This is a genomic window from Priestia endophytica DSM 13796, from assembly GCF_900115845.1.
Lineage (GTDB): Bacteria > Bacillota > Bacilli > Bacillales > Bacillaceae_H > Bacillus_I > Bacillus_I endophytica.
In genome coordinates, this window is sequence record NZ_FOXX01000003.1 from 194,982 (window position 1) to 213,953 (window position 18,972).

Genomic DNA, 18,972 nt, shown 5'->3' on the forward strand with positions numbered 1-18,972 from the left:
ATGTACAACAAAGGAGAGATAAAGGTGATGAAAAATAATAACCGGATAATGGCTTATGGAAAAGGAGACGTTTTTGCTTATCGTACGCACTTAGCCCCTTTAAAAGGTGTTAAAGAAATTCCGGAATCAAATTTCACAGGACGCTCTAACATTATATTTGGAGCTAATATTCGTGTTGAAGTTGGAGGTTCTGCTTTTCTTTCTTCTTTTACAGAAGGAGATAATCGTCTCGTTGTAGCAAACAGATTCTATGAAGAATTTTATTCAACAGCATCTTGCATCATACAGTGGAACAACAATGGAAGGATTCCTTGATTATGTGGGAAGATCCTTTCTCCTTAAGTATTCTCAAATAGATAGTGTAAAACTTACCGGCGAACATTTATCATTCCAAGAAGCAAACATGTTTGAGAATGAGGAAATAAAAAAGAGCCCTCTTGTTTTTAATCATTCAAGAAATAAAAAAGCAGTTTCTTCTATTCATCTTATTCGTCATGGTCAAGACATTAATGTTGAAAGTAGAGAAAGCTCAATTTGTGATCTTCAGCTTATTAAAGTAAGCGGCAATTCGTTTGTTGGATTTATCCGTGATGAATATACAACACTTCCTGAAGACGGAAACCTTCCTCTTTTCATCTATTTAAACATTGGCTGGAACTATGAAAATAGTGAAGATGCGCTAGGAGAAACTCCATCACTTTATGTTGCATCTGAACAGATTCATGACATTGCCTCCTCTGTTTTTCACGAACTTGAAACACCCTCTATCCAAAATTTAATTTACCGCATCGGCTGCCGTATACTAGAGCGTTTTCCACAATTACAAAGTGTTAACTTTCAATCTCAGAACCATACGTGGGATACAGTTGTTGAAGAGATTCCAGGTGAGAAAGGAAAAGTATATACAGAACCAAAGCCACCGTTTGGCTTCCAACTTTTCTCTGTCACGAAGGAAGATTTAAAAGTAAACTCTTCAAGAGAGAAAGAAACAAAGTTGAAGTGAGTGCTTGCCTAACAACACATATTTTAGATTTAGCAAGTGGAAAACCGGCAAATCTTGTGAAAGTTGAGCTCTATAATAGTACTGGGAAATTGTTGAAAAAAGTTCATACAAATAAAGATGGACGACTTTCATCTCCTCTTCTAACCGAAAACGAGATGAAGAAAGGAGAATTTGAGCTGTTGTTTTATATTGGTGACTATTTTAGAGAAACACATCTTTCTCTAGCGCAACCTCCCTTCTTAAACAAAATTCCTGTTCGTTTTAATATCAATGACAGTACACAACACTATCATGTACCTCTTCTCCTTTCTCCTTTGGGATACCAAATTTATCGCGGACGCTAAAAAAGTCAGGGACTCTAACCCTGACTTTTTTAATGGAGATTATATTTTTGAAGACGTCTATAGAACGTGCTACGCGGGACATTAATTAATTTTGCAGCAAGCGTAATGTTTCCATTTGTTTCACGAAGTGCCGTCTTCATTTTCTCTTTTTGAAGTTCTTCTCGAAATGAAAGAGAGGGAAGTTTCTTTTCTTCTCTTTCAGAATACGAAGAGAGCGAATTCAATAGAATATTTTCTAAAATGTTTTCTACTCCCTCTCCTTTTGCTTCTTCCACAATTTTAATTCGATGAAGCATATTAAACAGTTCACGTATATTGCCTGGCCAATCATAGTGAGCAAGTTTCTTCAAAAAAAGAGGAGATAAAGTTACATCCCAATTATATCTTTCACAAAAATACTGAACGAGATGGGGGATATCTTCTTTTCGACTTCTTAATGATGGAACATGGACTGGATAAATATGAAGTCTATAATATAAATCTTCCCGAAACTTCCCTTGCTTAACAAGAACTTTTAAGTCTTGATGTGTTGCTGTAATAATTCGAACATCAATGGATTTTTCCTCTTCACTGCCAAGAGGAGTAACAACACGTTCTTGCAAAACACGTAAAAGAGCGGTTTGCATCGCAAAAGGTAAGTCACCAATTTCATCTAAAAATAGGGTACCGCCGTTCGCTTGCAGAAATTTCCCCTTATATCCTCCGCGCTTTGCTCCTGTAAATGCTCCTTCTTCATATCCAAAAAGCTCACTTTCAAGCAAGTTTTTTGGAAGCGCTCCACAGTTTAATGCAATAAAGGGACCATTTTTTCGTCCGCTGTTTTCATGAATGGCTCTTGCAATCATTTCTTTTCCTGCCCCTGTTTCACCAGAAAGGTAGACACTTGCCTCTGTTGGTGCAGCACACTTTGCCTCTGTGAGGGTATATTGAAAAGCTTTACTGACGCTTTTTGCCCCATTAAATATAAAAGGAGCGGAAACAAAAAATGAATCTCTATTTTTATGTCTTTTAGGTGTTAAATAGGCAATATATCCAATAGCCGTCAACCGATTTTTCGAGAATACAGGGACTTCAAACTGTACATCATACCCTTCATTTAATAAACTCGCCTTCGATATCTCAGCCCAGTTCCCCTTCTTCTCCCTTACGCTTTTGCTTGCTCCTACGACGTTCCCCTCATTTGTACATACAATAAGCGGACGCTCGCTTTCAATCCATTCCATTGTATTGTGTAAAAGGGCAACCTCTTCTTCCCTTTTTAGATGTACTTGTGCTTTTTCAATCATATAGGCTGCTGAAGTAGCAGTCACAATCATAGACTGATGAGCATGCTCAGCAGGACACGAAATATTAAAAACACCAAGAACTTCTCCCTCTACTCCTCTTATAACAGCTGAAGAGCAGCTCCATTCATGGGAAGCTTTTGCATAATGTTCAGCTCCTGTCACTATCATTGCTTCCTTGTTTTGGAGAGCTGTGCCAATGGCATTTGTCCCGACTTCTTTCTCTGTCCAGCATGATCCTTCGATAAAATTAATTTCCCTTGCTTTTTCTAAAACGTGCTGAGCTCCATTCATTGATAAAATATATCCTTCTGCATCGATCAACAGCGAAACCATACTTGTCTCCCGAATAAACTTTTCTATTTCATTCATATATGGTAGGGCTGCATGAATTAAAAAAGAATTTTTGCTTCGCTGTTTTTCTAACTGCTCTTGATTTAAGACGTGCTGTCCAACTTTTAAATTCGGATTCACTTCTTCGCTTCTACAGCGATACCAAGACTCTATAATTCTCTTATTTAGACGACTTTCTTCTAATGTGCCTTCTTTTATAAAACGCTCCCACATATTTAAAGAAAAACTTCCCTCTATCATCAAATCCTCTCCTATAATCGTTGTTTTACATAAGAAAGGTGCCTGCTCTAGAAAGTTGATTTCATCCTTTAATCATGTATTCTTCTTTTATTATAGAAGTTTCAGAAAGCGTTTTCAACAAAATCTGTAGCATAAGAAAATGGACTGCTGTTAACAGCAGTCCATTTTCTTATGCATGTACCGCACTTCCTGTCGTATTCAAGAGCGCTTCATGAATAGCTTCTGAAAGTGTTGGATGAGCAGCAATAAAATCTTTCATTATATCTATTGTTAGTTCACTGTGAATCATTACTGTTCCTTGCCCAATGAGCTCTGTTGCTTTTGGACCAACGATAGAAAGACCAATAATTTCATTAAACTCTTCTTCTATCATTACTTTCACTTTTCCAAACGGTTCACCTGTAATAAGGGCTTTTCCATTTCCCCCAAATGAAAACTCTCCAACTTTTACTCTATCATATACTTCTCTTGCTTCTCTTTCTGTAAAACCGACACTTGCTACCTCTGGAAAAGTATAGACACACCGAGGTACTGCTCGATAATTCACCTTGGCTTTCTCTTCACAAGCATGGAGTGCTGCAACTGCTCCTTCATGGAAAGCAACGTGTGCTAGCTGAATGCCTCCTATAATATCTCCACATGCATAAATGTTTGGGACACTTGTTTGCATGTGTTCATTTACGGTAACTCCTTCATCCGTAAATTTCACTCCAGCTCTCTCTAGACCCAGATCGCTTGTTTTTGGCTTTCTTCCAACAGAAACAAGTACATAATTACCTTGTCTTTCTTCGCATCTTCCCTCACTTGTTATAAAATTTACTTTTTTAGATTTTTTCTCTACACTTTCTAATCGAGCATTTGTATAAATTTCTACTCCATCTTCTGCAAGCTTTTCATGTAAAAGAGCTGAAATATCTTCATCTTCATGTGGAAGAAGATTTGGACTTCCTTCAATAATGGTTACTTTTGTTCCAAGACGGCTATAAATACTAGCAAACTCACATCCAATAACCCCTCCTCCAACGATAATTAGGGAAGATGGAAGAGTTGAAAGCGACATTGCTTGCCCGCTATGGATTATCCAGTCTCCATCAAATGGAGCGAACGGTAAAGGCACAGGAACAGATCCTGTGGCAATAATAAACTCTGTTCCTTCTATTTCGTCAACACTGTCTTCTTTTTGCACTCTTACTCGATTATGATTGATGAAAGAAGCTCTTCCATTTATAACGTTAATTTTATTTTTCTTCATTAAGTATTTAATTCCTTGCACAAGCTGATGAACAACCCTATGCTTATAAGCCTGAACACCACTCCAATTAACGGCGGCTTCGTTTGGAACTTCTATACCAAAGCGTCCTGCTTTCTTTACTTTTTCATATGTTAAAGCACTCTCAAGTAAGGATTTCGTTGGCATACATCCTTCATTTAAGCACGTACCTCCAAGGTCCTTTTCTTCAATTAATATCACCTTTTTTCCGAGTGAGGAAGCTTTGATTGCGGCAACATAACCAGCAGGACCTCCTCCAATTACAACTAATGTTGACATGTTTTTTCCTCCTACAAAAGGATTGCGATTGGGTCTTCTAAGTATCCTCTAATGGTTTGTAAAAATTCCGCAGCAGGTGCCCCATCTACAACACGATGATCAAATGTTAAACTAAGTGGTAGCATGCTGCATTTTTGAAGTTCTGCTCCTTTATACATTGGAACTTGCTCAATTGCCCCAACACCAAGAATACCTGTTTCTGGTGGGTTTAAAATAGGAGTGAAAAATTCTACTCCGTATGTGCCAAGATTTGTCACTGTAAAGGTCGAACCTGTCATTTCAATTCCATCCATCTCTCCTCGCCGAACTGAAGAGGACAGTTTTCTAATCGTTGTCGCTGTTTCCACTAGGGAAAGCTTTTCGGCATTTCTTACAACAGGAACAAGTAAGCCATCTTTAATAGCAACAGCAATTCCAACGTGTACGCCTTCATGATAAATAATGCCGTCCTCATCATAGCTACTGTTCATTTCTCTATGTTTTCCTAGCGCTAAAACAGTAGCTCGCACAATAAAGTCGTTCAGAGAAAGCTTTTCTTCCCCCCTTTTTTCAAAGGATTGTTTCGCTTCCTCTCTTAGTTTAACAAGATTTGTAACATCTGCTTTCATTGTAATTGTAAGCTGTGCACTGTTTAATAAACTGCTTTGCATACGTTCTGCAATCACTTTTCTCATTCCTGCTAAAGGTATTTTCGTTTGTTCTCCTCTTGCTTCTTCTCTGTTCTCATCCTCTTTTTCACCTTGCTTTTTCAATTCTTTTTCAACATCAGCTTTTGTAATGCGACCTCCTGGAGCGCTTCCTTGTATAGTGTCAATGTCAAGTCCAGAAGCTAATGCTATCTTTTTAGCAACGGGTGAAATTTTAAGGCGATTCTTTTTTATAGGTCGTTCTTCTATAGCAACTGTTGCTGCCACTTCCTCTTTTGAAGAAGATAAAGAAAGACGTTTTGTTTCTTTCTCTTTCTTTTGGACAATTTGTTCATTCGGTTCTCCAATGTAGCAAATAACAGTACCTGGAGGAACCCCTTCCTCTTCTTCAACTTTAATATCTAGTAAGACTCCGTCACTTGGCGCTTCCACTGCCATCTCAATTTTCTCTGAGTTAATGCTCGCAATAGGCTCTCCTTTTGTCACTTTATCTCCTACTCTTTTATTCCAAGACGATATTATTCCTTCTTTCATCGCCATTCCGAGCTTTGGCATGACAACTTCGACTGCCATTTTCTTTTCCCCCTTTTTTCCTATACATTTAGAAGAGATTTGTCCCCGATCAGTTCTGATACAACTTTAATAATTTTTTCTGGCGTTGGTAAGTATTCATCTTCTAGAGGTGGCGAAAATGGAACAGGGGTGTGTGGACCTGTAATCCGCTTAATTGGTGCATCTAACATATCGAACGCTTCATCTGCTACAAGTGCCGCAATGTCTGTTGCAACGCTGCATCTTGGGCTTGCTTCATCAACAACAATAAGGCGGTTTGTTTTTTCAACAGAAGAAAGAATTGTTGCAGAATCAAGTGGTGAGAGGCTACGTGGATCAACAACTTCTGCTTCAATACCGCGTTTTGAAAGCTGTGCTGCCGCTGTTAGCGCTGTGCCAACTTGTTTTCCAATTGCAACAATTGTTAAATCGCTTCCTTCTCGCTTAATATCTGCTTTACCAAGTGGAATTGTGTAATATCCTTCAGGAACTTCTCCTTTTGCATTATATAAAATTTTATCTTCAAAGAAAATAACAGGATCATCATCTTCAATCGCTGACAACAACAGTCCTTTTGCATCATAGGGGGAAGAAGGAACAACAACTTTAATTCCTGGAATGCTTGTAAATAAAGCATATAAGCTTTGGGAATGCTGTGCTGCTGCTCGAAATCCTGCTCCATGTGTTGTGCGGATTGTGACAGGGACTTTTGCTTTTCCACCAAACATGTAGCGAAACTTCGCTCCCTGATTTAACACTTGATCAAGACAACATCCGATGAAATCGTTAAACATAAGCTCTGCAACAGGTCTAAGTCCAGTTGCAGCTGCCCCCATTGCTGCCCCAACATATCCTGCTTCTGAAATCGGGGTGTCTAACACTCGATCTCTCCCAAACTCTTGAACAAGTCCTTTTGTAACCCCAAGAACGCCTCCCCATGCCTCATCATCTTGAAGATGGTCAACTCCTCCACCACCTGCAATATCCTCTCCAAGCATGATAACGTCTTCATCTTTCCTCATTGCAAGCTGAAGTGCTTCATTAATCGCTTTTGACATTGTTAGTTGTCTGCTCATTTTTCTCTCCTCCTTTTAATATGAAACATATACGTCTGTAAACAGCTCTTTTTTATCTGGATATTCGCTGTTTTCAGCAAGTTCTACTGCTCGTGAAACGGCTTCTTCTACTCTTCTGTCAATATTATTAAGCTCTTGTTCTTTAACAATTTCTTCTGAAATAAGATAGCTTTTAAACAAAGCAATTGCATCACGTTCTTGTAAATGTTCTTCTCTATCTTCTTTTTTCTTATAGGTTTGAGCGTCACCTTCAAAATGACCATAATTTCTATATGTTACACATTCAATGAGCGTTGGGCCTTCTCCGTTACGGGCTCTTTGGACCGCTTCTTCTGCTGCTTTATAAACAGCTAAAATGTCTTTTCCATCAACGCGTATTCCTGGAATGTTGTATGATGTTGCTCTTTCTGCAATTGTTGAGCAGCTTGAAGCAGATTCAAAAGGTGTTGCTTCTCCATATCCGTTGTTTTCAGCAACGAAAATAACAGGTAATTTCCAAACAGCTGCTAAATTGATTCCTTCGTGAAATGTTCCTTCATTATTAGCCCCATCACCAAAAAAGCAAACGCTTACATCCTTTGTCTTTCTATATTTTGCTGTTAATGCAGACCCACACGCAAGCGGGAATCCTCCGCCAACAATTCCGTTTGCTCCAAGCATTCCTTTATCTAAATCTGCAATATGCATTGACCCTCCTTTTCCTTTACAAAGACCCGTAATTTTTCCGAAAAGCTCCGCCATCATCCCGTCAAGATCGCATCCTTTTGCAATGCAATGTCCATGCCCTCTATGTGTGCTTGTAATGCTGTCCTTATCTGTTAAATGAGCACACATTCCAACTGCAATAGCTTCTTCCCCTGCATACAAATGAACAAATCCAGGTAGAACGCCTCGTGCGAAGATTTCATGAACTTTATCTTCAAACTTGCGAATTTCAACCATCTTCTGATACATCCACGTTGCTTTCTCCCAAGAAAGGTGTTTTTGATTTTGCTCAGTCATTTTCATTGTACAGCCTCCTTTTTTAATATCTCACTATACATAAATGCAAGAAGCATGCCAAAAAAAGAATGTTGTTTTATAAGCTTTCTGTCTCACTTTCCTTCTGAAAAAATGAGACAAAATGGCACATTTGCGTCACTTTGTCTCATTTTGTTTCAAAAAAAACATCCTTTAAGCGCTAAGGCTTAAAGGATGTTTTTTAGCGTTTATCAACAACCGCAATCGTACATCTTGAGATTGAAATCAGCTTTTCTTCTTCATCAACAATGCGAATCTCATATACCATGCTTGTCCGACCTTGGTGAATAACAGTTGCTATTCCTGTTACAAAACCACTTTGTTTAGAGCGAATATGGTTTGCATTAATTTCTTGTCCAAAAACTGCTTTTTCCTTAAGGTCAACTAAACTTGCGGCTCCAAGACTTGCAACCGTTTCAGCAAGGGCTACAGACGCTCCACCATGTAGAAAACCGAATGGCTGACGTGTTCTTTCATCAACAGGCATCTTTGCTATACATGTCCCGTTTTCTTTTACTTCTAAAATTTCTATCCCTAGACTTTCCATAAGAGTATTTTTCATGTTAAAATGCGCTTCCATTACAACTGCCTCCGAAAAATAAAAATGTGTACACTTTAGGATAACAGTTTTTATCTCTTCTTCCAAAGAATAAGCTAAAAGGATATAAAAAAGCTTGGATTGAGAATAATCCAAGCTTTCTTCACGATTAAAACTTATAGTTTAAGGAAAAAGCAACCTTTACACTTGCCGTTCCTGTTCCCCCTGTACCTGCAATTGCAATGGACTCGATATTGTTTAATGTGATGGATTGTGCTTCGCCTGGTCCAACTGTAAAATCAGTAACATCTGTTCCATTAACTTCCAAACTCGCTGTTGGTGAAATCCCTACTGTTCCATTGTTTTCAACTACAATTGTTTCATTAATCGCAAATGTGCTTGTATCAGTCCAAACTGGAATAGGCGTTCCAACTGTTGTCACTGGTAAATCAATAGTTACACAGACCGCATCATTTACAACGCCAAGTTCATCACTGCTACAACCTCCTAATTGAGCCATTTCATTTCCTCCTCATTGTAAAATGAATTCTTTTTGGTGCCATTATATGTTAATTTGTTTTTTCGGAATGGTTAAAAAACGATTTTTAGAAACTTTCTTCTAGGCATCACAAATGTCCCATTTATACTTCGATTTTCATCTTTTAGAACTTCTATTGTCATATCAAAATGAATCATCAAATTAACAATAAAACAAACTTCTTTCTCATTACTCTCTAGAAACTCTCTATAACAATGAGCATTTTGAATAGCAGCGATTACAATAGTTTGAGTTGGAGCATATAGAAGATATATTTCTTCATGTGAAAAAGTAAAAGGACCTATAATACCATCCTCAAATTCGATGCATACGTATCCTTCTTGTACAAACTGAATTTCTTGAAGAAGGATAGTCTCCCCATTTGGCGAAACAACTCTTCTCCTTTTTCATTCTGAAGAATCCCTTTTTTCTCTACACGTTATTTTTTCTTGTTCTGAAGACAGAGGATACCCTTTTTCATCACTAAAGAAGCAGAGTGCATTTTCCAAAACGGAAATATCAAACTCTTCATCTGATACGAAAGATAGTTTCCTATGCACAACAATGTGGAACATCCCTTTTACCTCGTGTTTCTCTTCGTTTGTAACAGCTAGAGAATGAAGCTTTGCAACTGTTATGATTCTTGATTGTCCCCTTGAAACGGAGAAAACAAACTCATGATTAACAAAAACGCTCATCTCTTCTCCATGTTGAGAATTATTGCATATCCAAATCGTGCCCGTCGTAGGAACAGAAGAATGATGTTCCCAAAGTATAGCTGGATACTCAGCGGGATTTGCGATTCGGAAGTGACGGCATATTTTTTCATGCTGTATTTTGTGCTTTTTCTTCTTAAAAACAGCCCGCTCGAATTGAATTGTAGAGGATCGAGTCATCTAGTCAAACACCTTCGCAACTCTTATACAATGGGATTCAGGGTGCTCAGCTTGAATAGAAGACATGCAATCCCCCTGTTCTATACAACTAATTTATGAACTTTTTTCCATATTGGTTAGCCTTTTTGAGGTTATTTTTCTAAAAGAAAGCGTTTATTTAAAGTAAAGAAGTGTTTAATCCCCATTGGATTAGAAAAAGTGAGGAATTTAAAAAGAAAAACCTCTTATTTAAATAAGAGGTTTTTCTTTATTCTTGGCGTTCTTTATTACTAACTAACATGTCGCGATCTTCTATTCCAGGAGGCTGTTCTAGCCAGTTATGTTTAATCATAATATCAGCTCCCTTTTTAGCGAATTGACCAATTTCTAATGATAACCGTTCATAGTTTAAAGCAAGATCACTGCGCTGACTAGCGGCTGCCCCAGTCGCATAGTTTCCCGTCCCTGCCGCACTTAAAAGAGACATTTGAAACATTAACAATTTGTCTGAAAATGTTGGAGTTGTAGAGTTGCTTACCCCCATATCAGGTAGCCTTGGGGTTGGGATATCATCATCAAGCAGCGTATCTGCAAATACTTTAATATGCTTGTTCGAGATTTCTTTTCCACGCTGCATGTACTGTTGGATTTCTTTTGAGGATGAAGTTTGTCCAAAGCTTAGGCAAAGCTGAACACCAATCACATTTGTGACAATATTCATGAACAAGTGAGAAATTTCAACTGCATTCAATGGCCGTTTAGAGCTAAATGGATTTAAACCGCTCAAATATTTTTTACTATTTATATAGCTGCTTTCTTTAGGAACTTGGATATATGGATGGCGGTTAAATACTCCTTTTGAAAGAGCAATATCTGTTGTCATATTATAAAGTCCACTCGTTTCAGTTAAGGCTGTTGTGAAATAGTGACGAATATCTCCTCTTGAACTCATTGAAATAGCGCCACTATATGTTATCATCCCTACTCTAGCCATAAAGTTAACATAATCTAAACAAAAAATATCTGTATAAAGCCATGGAGCTTCTTCATTAACATCTTGAGACGTGAAACCGTTTGGAATAGCATAATTTTCTTCATTAAATATCTCAACTAGCTGTTTTAAATGCTGTGAAGAAATATCGTAAGCATACCTAATAGCAGGTTTTATGTCCTCATCTTCAATATGTTTCAGCATGTGACCTAAAATACATTTTGACATACTATCATTCATATAAGCCGTCCAAAGAGAAGCAATCTCAGCCGATGTTAAATAAACCTTCTTTCCCTCCATTGTAGTAACCTCCTAAAATTAAGCTTATTGTAGTTAGTGTTTACAAACAGTGGAGGAAATACATATAAAAAGGATAAATAGTTATAAATCATCTGAGAGACTAGAGATAGATATTAATTGTTGTTCCCATTCCAACCATACTCTTCATTTCAATATCTCCATCATGTGCTTTAATAACGTCTTTCGCAATAGCCATACCAAGACCAGACCCTTTATGAAGCTCCCCTGTATTTGTCCCTCGATAATAACGATCAAAAATTTTATCCAGCTCTTCTTTCTTAATCCCTTTTCCATTATCTTTTATGACAATATATGGTCGTGCTTTCTTTTCAATCCGAACCATTATTCTTACGTTCTCATCATTGTGTACAACCGCATTGTATATTAAATTGTGCAACGCCCGACGAATTAAAATCTCGTCTACCTCTACTTCTACTTTTTCTTGCTCTACTTCAAATTCAATATGACGGTTAGTATATCTTGCATCATTCAAAATATCGATGACAATGTTGCGAAGCACTGCAACAATATTGACTTTCTTTTTATTCAACATAAGTTCTTTGTTTTTTAGTCTTGTTGTTAAATTCAAGTCTTCCATTACTTCTTTCATATACAGCGCTTTTCTTTCAATAATGTCGGCATATTCTCGCATCTCATCTAATGAAAAATGATATTCTTTGTTCTTCATCATTTCGGCATATCCTTGAATGGAGGCAAGCGGCGTTTTAATATCATGAGAAATGTTCGCAAGCCATTCTTCTCTCATATGATCTAATTTCTTGCGCTCCTTCTCATTTGCGGTTAGCTCAATTGACAAGTAGTTCACATTATAAAAAACGTCTTTATAAATGCCTTTTGGTTTATAATTCACGCTATAATCTTTGTTTGCAAGTCTTTTAATTCCATCAATTAAGCTATTTAATGGAGATGTTAGTCTTTTGCTAAATAAATAGCCAATGAAAAAAGCAATCAAGCTATCGATAAGTAAAAAAATAAGTATTCCTACTTTAAAGTTGTGGAGAATGCTCTCTATATCAAATGTAAAAACATATTTATTAATGTTTGGATCACTAAAGCCAACGAAATAGCTGTATTCCCGATTATTCATCGATTTTCCGCCTGCAAAAACGGTCGCTAATATATCTTCTTCTTTATATTTATATCTATTGATCGTTTCTAACGGCGTATATTTTTTCTTCACTGCTTTTGGAAGCTTATAGCCGTAAACTTCTCTTCCGTTTTCATCAACAACTTGAATCCACGCGTTTTTTTGGTCAAGCTTTTCTTTCCCTTTTTCAGTAACATCAATATTTCCATTTGCTACAGTAATATAACGATCAAAATTTCTTGTAAACCGCTCGGCTGATATTTCTCCACCATGAAATACCGGCTTTCCTGTATTAATTTCAATGAGGAACAATCCAATGAGTGTCACAATATTAATAATCACAACTAAAATAACGACAAGTACAATGGATAATAAATACCGGCCTGTTAGCTTCCATTTCATCTCTTATTCATCCTCGATAACAAGCTTGTATCCTAACCCTTTTACAGTCGTTAAGTAAATGGGTTTTGAAGGCTGATCCTCTATTTTTTCGCGCAGTCTTCTTATATGAACCATAATTGTATTATCAAATCCAATAAAGTCTTCTCCCCATACAACATCACAAAGTCTTTCTTTACTAATTACTTTATTTGGATTTTCAAGAAAGTGCTTCATTAGTCCAAGCTCTTTTCGCTTAAGCTCTACAGTTTCTCCGTTTTTGATTAGCTCTGCTTTTTCTTCATTGAGTATAAAAGGACCTTTTGCAATAATAGGATCGCTTTTTTCCTGTTCCTTTCCATAACTTGCTCTTCTTAATTGAGCTTTCACTCTGTAAGCAACCTCTTTTGGACTAAACGGCTTTGTAATATAATCGTCTCCCCCAATTGCAAAACCTAAAATCTTATCGATTTCTTCTGTTTTGGCTGATAAAAAGAGAATCGGTACTCTTGACACTGTTCGAATTTCTTTACATACGTCATATCCTTCTCCATCAGGTAACATAATATCTAGTAAAATAAGATCTGGTTTCTGCTGGCGAAATTGAGCCATCCCTTCCTTTGCAGTTGCAGCTGTTAATACGTGCTCAATTCCTTCCTTTTTTAACACCGTTTTTATAAGACGCAAAATATCTTCCTCATCATCTATGACAAGGATCTTTTCATTATTCACCATATATTAACAACCACCTTTAAAATGTATCATGTTCCCTATTATATAGAAATTTCTGTCCTTATAAAACATTGCCATATTTCCTTCTCTTTCTATAAAAAAATCCCTTTACAAAAGAAGTATTTTGCAAAGGGCGTAAAGTGACTCACATTAAATTTTCTTTTGCTTTTTGAGGAACTTTATCTCCTTTTATTTCTTCATATGATGTAACACCTTTATCACTTTTTATAAATAGCTCTAAATAAGCTTGCTGGCGGAGTTGGTTTTGAGACGTAAATGTTACGGTTTTGGCTTCACCGTCTTCCTTTACTGCCTGAAGTGTATATTCATATCTCACATATACTTCTCCACTAGTGGCTCTTTCCTCTAACTTTTTACCCTCACCTATAATTTGTGTATAATATTTGTCAGTACCTAATCTATTAATATTTACGTTCTGGAGAAATAGAAATCCTCCACCTAATACAACCAAGAACGATATAAGAATGATTGCCGTTTTTTTCATTATTTGTCTCCTTTTCTATTCATTTGTTTTCATCACAATTTTGTAATACGAGTTTACAGTTAAAATGTAATACAACACATACATGAAAGCATATGCACTTATGCATATAAGAACAGGCACAACTAGATTTGTTTGTAATAACTTTGATAAGGCTGTTAAAGCTATACTACAATGAGCAATCCCTACAATTAAAGGAAGCGTAAATATAAATGCCTGCTGTTTCGCTATTGTTTTCTTAATTTGCCTTTTATCTACACCAATTTTATATAAAATGACGTAGCGACTTTGATCTGCATTTGCTTCTGCTAATTGTTTGAAATAAATAATACTTCCTGTTGCGGCCAGAAATACTAGTCCTAAAAAACCTCCCATAAAAATCATCAAGCCCGCAGCCTCTAGTCCTGAAGCATAATCTTCATAAAAGCTTGAGAATTGTGCACGATCAGCAAGAACAGCATTAATACTTTCCGTAAGTTGTTTTGCGTGTTCCTCGTCTGTAATTTCATAAACTTCCATGTTCACTTGTTTCTCATTTTTTGCTAACTGTGCAAACATATCATCACTTACAACAACGGTTGCTCCCGCTGTATACGTATTTAAAACATTATACTTTTTCAACTTTGTAAACGTAATTTCTCTTGTCTGCTCATTTCCTTTGAAAGAAACGGTTGAGCCTACATATTTAGGTGATATCCCTTCAAAATAGGCCGGCTCTAATACAGCTGCTTCATCCCCTTTTAAAGAGAGCCTATCTTTCCTTTTTTGCTCTTTTGCTAATTCATTGAAATCCTTAGATGAAATTACAGTGTAGATCATTGTATTAAAAGGCAGTTTATCCTTTAGATTTGTAATATCTCCTTTTAACTCAAGTGTTGAAATTTGTTTATGATACACTACTTTATGATCTTTATTTTGATAGATTAAATCTTGCACGATTTTTGCTTTACTTTTATCTTCATCTCTAAACATCATACTGTTCGGGTCATTGATTTCTACATTGCTTTTATTGTTATAATAAAAACTGTATGCTGTTCCAACGGCTGTTAAGGTTGTTGCACTAAGTATTGCAATAATCGTCAGCATACGAGCATTTCCTTTTATTCGATATAGAAGCTGAGAAACACCAATCAGATTACTTCCCCGCCAAGCATAGCTTTTATTTTTCTTAACAAGCTTTAGTACATAAAGAGAGAATGTATTAAATAATAGATACGAACCTAGTATAACCGTTATCAAGATAACGAGAGGAGTCACCATAAACCCTATCGTTTTCCAAACTTCCGATTGCAATAGGTTTTGAAGCGCAAGCCAATAACCAATACCAATGAGTATAAGCGATAAAAGTGCGATGAAAAGAGATGCTTTTGGCTCTTTCTCTCCTTCTTGATCTGCGCGGAAAAGTTCAATAAGTTGAAAACGATAAACTAGACGATAACCTTGAAAAGAAGCAATAAGCGTTATAATAAGAAATACAGTAACGGTGTTTATCACAGCGCTAAAAGAAATCTCAAAATTCCCAAGCACTTCGTATCCCATAACACTCATTAAAAGAGACACAAAAAATCTAGATAGTACTGCTCCAAGTATAATCCCTACAAATAGAGCACCTATTCCCATAATGAAATTTTCATAAAAGAGCATGCGCCCAATCTGTTTTTTACGCACACCAAGTAAAGCATATAATCCAACTTCTTTTTTTCGCTTTCTCGTAAAAAAAGTATTGGAATACCAAATAAAAATGGCTACAAAAATGATTAAAATAACAGATGCTCCATTAAAAGCAGAGCTAATTTTTGGTGAAGAGTCAGAAGTTGCTTGAATGGTTTTATCGTATTTTAACGAAATAAACGTAAAATAGATAACAATGCTAAAAATAAGAGATGTGAAATATAAAAAATAGTTTTTGAAATTTTTCCTCATGTTTTTTCTAGCAATACTAAAAAGGCTCATCTATGCTCCACCTCCAATGGAAGCGAGAACATATAGAATTTGTTCAAAGAAACCTTGGCGATCTTTTTCACCTTTATAAATTTCAGCAGCAATGCTGCCGTCCTTAATAAACAACACACGTTTGCAAAAACTTGCTGCAAAAGCGTCGTGTGTAACCATCATAATCGTTGCTTCTCTTTCTCTATTTAATTTCGTTAAGCTTTCTAACAGACTTTTCGCAGATTTAGAGTCAAGTGCTCCTGTTGGTTCATCTGCTAATACTAAAGCAGGATTTGCAATAATCGCTCGCGCTGCTGCTGTACGCTGTTTCTGACCACCTGATATATGATAAGGATACTTATCGAGAAGATTACTAATGCCGAACGTTTTAGCAATATCGTTCACCCGTTTTTCAATTTCTGCTGCTGAGACTTTTGCTAGGGCAAGAGGCAAAAGAATATTTTCTTTTACTGTTAATGTGTCAAGAAGGTTATAGTCTTGAAAAATAAAGCCAAGTTTGTCTCTTCTAAAGTCCGAAAGCTCCTTTTCTTTCATTTTGACGATGTTTTGCTCTGAGATCATAATCTCTCCAGCTGTTGGGGTATCAATGGTTGAAAAAATATTTAGTAATGTTGACTTACCAGCACCAGAGGGTCCCATAATGCCGATAAATTCTCCTTCTTGAATCTCTAAATTGATGTCTTCTAATGCTCTATATACATTCCCTTTAGTTCCAAATACCTTTTGGATGTTTCTTGCTTTTAAAATGGTTTTCATTTGTTATCCTCCCTGACTAATCTACAAGAACGATTATAGATGCCGAACCTTACATCATTTTAATGTAAACCTTACATAAACCTTAAAAAACCCTTATCAAAGCTGATAAGGGTTTTAGGCATTTATAATATGTGAGTTAAATAAGCTCTTTCCATAATACAGTCATTTTGGAAAGTGCACGAAGGAATGTAGATTTTAAAAAAGGTGCTTTTTGTTTCTCTTCATAAGGTTTTCGTACATACTGTTGATCTTTCGCTATAAGTGCACTATGCTCTACTTTATCGTCAATAGCTTTCGTTAACTCTGATGCAAATGCCTTACTATCAATAATAAGAACAGATTCTGTATTTAAGAAAACTGAACGTGAATCAATATTAAAAGACCCAACAACGCTCAGACTTTGATCATAAACAATGGACTTTCCATGTATAGAATGTGGTCCACCATATTCATAAATCGTAGATCCTGTTTGAACAACACGATCTCTTGATGCCATATATCCCGCAAAAGCAAGAGCATTAGGCGTAGAAATTAACGAATTAGTAAGAATGGTTGTCTCTATTTTTTCATTTCTTTTACGAGGCATATATTTTTCCATATTTTTAGTTGGAACAATATACGGACTTTGAATAACCATAGAAGTATGAGCTTGTTTTCCGAGTGAGATTAAACTTTCCCAAACAACAGGTGTTTTATGAAACCGTTCGATTGGATTATGAATAAAAGCAATTTTATGAGCAGGCACTGTTGATGTTTTCCACTGAAAAAGTGGACTCACAAATTCATTCTGAATTTCTTTTGCTTTTTGATATTTATCTTTCAAACGATCTCTCACACGTTCTCCCTTTTCTTTTTCACTTTCTGAAATATCTTGGAAAACAGTCTTTGTATAGGGATGTTTCCACAGTTCATTCATATAGTTTTTCATTGGAATGATAACACTATCTTTGCGCTGTGTCTCATTAAATACTATCGTATCCCGATCATAAACAAAATCATCAGAAGGAGTCTTCGCCAAGTACTTGTCTCCTATATTTCTCCCTCCAATAATGGCTAAATCCTCATCTACCATCATTATTTTGTCATGAAGGCGATTATTCCATGTCCATGGCTTCAATAGTGTAAATGGCTCATAATATTTTAGCTCAATGTTCGGATGCGAAGCTAAAGCATAGCGAACATCACTTCTTTTTCCTCGTAAATTATGACAAATACTATCCAAAAGCACGCGTACACGCACCCCTCGGTCTGCTGCTTGAAACAGCGCTCCTAAAACGAAATCAGTAGATTCTCCTTTTCCAATGGAATAATAGGCAATGTCAATTGAATCCCTTGCTTCTTGAATCATCTTTATTCGAGCAATTCCTGAGTTATAACCGTCTTCAAGGAGCAGAACCCGGTCATCTTTAGAATGCTGTTCTTTCCAAACATGAGCTGTACTTCTACTATCTTCATCATTTTTTTCAATAGGAAGATAAAACAAAGCAACTGCTGTTACTATAGCGTATGTAACATATAAAAATAAAACAAATACTAGTCCTTTCACTATGCTTTTTGCTTTCATATTTTTTTCATCTCTTTATGTTTCAATTTCTTCTTATAATTTATAAAAAAGAGCTATTTTATACGATAAATTTCTCTTTTTGTCAGAATAGCTGTACATGTTAAAAAGACCTTCTTTAACTTGAGCAAGGTCTTCTTCATTTTCCTATTGAATTCTTATTACATTGAGAGAAGCTCCGATTGTTCCTCCACCAGATATCAGGGTATCCGTTAATAAAATACTGCTAAAAAGCTGAAGAGAAAGCGTGCTCCCTGCTGTAAGCGGTGCAATACAATCTTTGTAAAATGTCGCATTACTAACAGCCGGAACTAGGATTGTACCTGGAATAGGCGTTCCATTTGCCGTTACTCTCGCTCCAGCGCCAAGACCAAGGCCAACTGTTGTATTAATTTGATACGTAATATAATAGCGACCTGTTTCAGGAACAGTGAAAACTGTATCATTTATACTTACGATAAAGTTTCCTAAACTTTGGTTGTTTGGAAGGCGAATATTTGTTGATCCACCTAGGGCAACAACAATAATAGATCCAAGCGTGTTTGAAGCAAATATTCCACTTGTTGTTACACTAGTACCTGTTGTCCCCGTTACTCCCGTTGCCCCCGTCGCTCCTTCCCCCCCACAGTTGCCTAGAGGTCCACAAAAATTTATCCCTGACACCTGTCTTCC

At 36.6% G+C, this 18,972-nt stretch carries 17 protein-coding genes and 1 pseudogene; 2 read left to right on the forward strand and 16 right to left on the reverse strand.

From position 1 onward, the window contains the following. Positions 1-9: 9 nt before the first annotated feature. Together pucL and uraH are read left to right on the forward strand one after the other, a co-directional pair. A pseudogene (pucL, locus tag BM012_RS07820) lies at positions 10-1,003 on the forward strand (factor-independent urate hydroxylase); the annotation flags it as partial. Further along, a complete protein-coding gene (gene uraH, locus BM012_RS07825) occupies positions 1,000-1,347 on the forward strand; it encodes a hydroxyisourate hydrolase (protein ID WP_061805165.1) in 348 nt (115 codons plus the stop codon). The pseudogene pucL and the gene uraH, both read left to right, overlap by 4 nt. A gap of 29 nt (positions 1,348-1,376) precedes the next feature. On the opposite strand, the gene BM012_RS07830 is transcribed toward uraH, so the two are convergent. The 16 genes from BM012_RS07830 to BM012_RS07905 all read right to left on the reverse strand — a co-directional run bounded on the left by BM012_RS07830 (position 1,377) and on the right by BM012_RS07905 (position 18,963). Continuing rightward, positions 1,377-3,224: a sigma-54-dependent Fis family transcriptional regulator gene (locus BM012_RS07830; RefSeq protein WP_064505018.1), complete on the reverse strand. Its 1,848-nt coding sequence runs from the start codon at positions 3,222-3,224 to the stop codon at positions 1,377-1,379. Positions 3,225-3,393: 169 nt separating this feature from the next. Beyond that, positions 3,394-4,773, reverse strand: coding sequence for a dihydrolipoyl dehydrogenase (lpdA, locus tag BM012_RS07835; protein WP_061805164.1), 1,380 nt, complete (start codon positions 4,771-4,773; stop codon positions 3,394-3,396). 11 nt (positions 4,774-4,784) lie between these two features. Beyond that, complete coding sequence (locus BM012_RS07840) at positions 4,785-5,993, reverse strand: dihydrolipoamide acetyltransferase family protein (RefSeq protein ID WP_061805163.1); 1,209 nt, start codon at positions 5,991-5,993, stop codon at positions 4,785-4,787. A gap of 20 nt (positions 5,994-6,013) precedes the next feature. After that, a complete protein-coding gene (locus BM012_RS07845; RefSeq protein ID WP_061805162.1) occupies positions 6,014-7,048 on the reverse strand; it encodes an alpha-ketoacid dehydrogenase subunit beta in 1,035 nt (344 codons plus the stop codon). Between the two features lie 15 nt (positions 7,049-7,063). Continuing rightward, positions 7,064-8,056, reverse strand: coding sequence for a thiamine pyrophosphate-dependent dehydrogenase E1 component subunit alpha (locus BM012_RS07850; RefSeq protein WP_061805161.1), 993 nt, complete (start codon positions 8,054-8,056; stop codon positions 7,064-7,066). A 193-nt stretch (positions 8,057-8,249) separates the two neighbouring features. Beyond that, the gene (locus BM012_RS07855) at positions 8,250-8,630 is read right to left on the reverse strand and encodes a hotdog fold thioesterase (protein WP_061805235.1); all 381 of its coding nucleotides are present in this window, start codon (positions 8,628-8,630) and stop codon (positions 8,250-8,252) included. A gap of 145 nt (positions 8,631-8,775) precedes the next feature. Then, positions 8,776-9,126: a DUF3992 domain-containing protein gene (locus BM012_RS07860; protein WP_061805160.1), complete on the reverse strand. Its 351-nt coding sequence runs from the start codon at positions 9,124-9,126 to the stop codon at positions 8,776-8,778. Positions 9,127-9,551: 425 nt separating this feature from the next. Next, positions 9,552-10,040 (reverse strand): S-Ena type endospore appendage, encoded by a 489-nt coding sequence (locus BM012_RS07865; RefSeq protein WP_061805159.1) that lies wholly within the window; start codon positions 10,038-10,040, stop codon positions 9,552-9,554. Positions 10,041-10,287: 247 nt separating this feature from the next. Continuing rightward, the gene (locus BM012_RS07870; RefSeq protein ID WP_061805158.1) at positions 10,288-11,310 is read right to left on the reverse strand and encodes a DUF3231 family protein; all 1,023 of its coding nucleotides are present in this window, start codon (positions 11,308-11,310) and stop codon (positions 10,288-10,290) included. A gap of 100 nt (positions 11,311-11,410) precedes the next feature. After that, a complete protein-coding gene (locus tag BM012_RS07875; protein WP_061805157.1) occupies positions 11,411-12,820 on the reverse strand; it encodes a sensor histidine kinase in 1,410 nt (469 codons plus the stop codon). Between the two features lie 3 nt (positions 12,821-12,823). Continuing rightward, entirely contained in the window at positions 12,824-13,531 is a 708-nt protein-coding gene (locus BM012_RS07880) for a response regulator transcription factor (RefSeq protein ID WP_061805156.1), read from the reverse strand. 142 nt (positions 13,532-13,673) lie between these two features. Continuing rightward, complete coding sequence (locus BM012_RS07885) at positions 13,674-14,033, reverse strand: YxeA family protein (RefSeq protein WP_061805155.1); 360 nt, start codon at positions 14,031-14,033, stop codon at positions 13,674-13,676. 15 nt (positions 14,034-14,048) lie between these two features. Beyond that, positions 14,049-15,983, reverse strand: a complete 1,935-nt coding sequence (locus BM012_RS07890) for an ABC transporter permease (RefSeq protein WP_061805154.1) — start codon at positions 15,981-15,983, stop codon at positions 14,049-14,051. Then, positions 15,984-16,739 (reverse strand): ABC transporter ATP-binding protein, encoded by a 756-nt coding sequence (locus BM012_RS07895; RefSeq protein WP_061805153.1) that lies wholly within the window; start codon positions 16,737-16,739, stop codon positions 15,984-15,986. 136 nt (positions 16,740-16,875) lie between these two features. Further along, positions 16,876-18,303 carry a phospholipase D-like domain-containing protein gene (locus BM012_RS07900; protein ID WP_061805152.1) on the reverse strand — a complete coding sequence of 476 codons (1,428 nt, stop codon included), beginning with the start codon at positions 18,301-18,303 and terminating at the stop codon, positions 16,876-16,878. Positions 18,304-18,447: 144 nt separating this feature from the next. Further along, the gene (locus tag BM012_RS07905; RefSeq protein ID WP_082802615.1) at positions 18,448-18,963 is read right to left on the reverse strand and encodes a BclA C-terminal domain-containing protein; all 516 of its coding nucleotides are present in this window, start codon (positions 18,961-18,963) and stop codon (positions 18,448-18,450) included. Between the last annotated feature and the right edge of the window lie 9 nt (positions 18,964-18,972).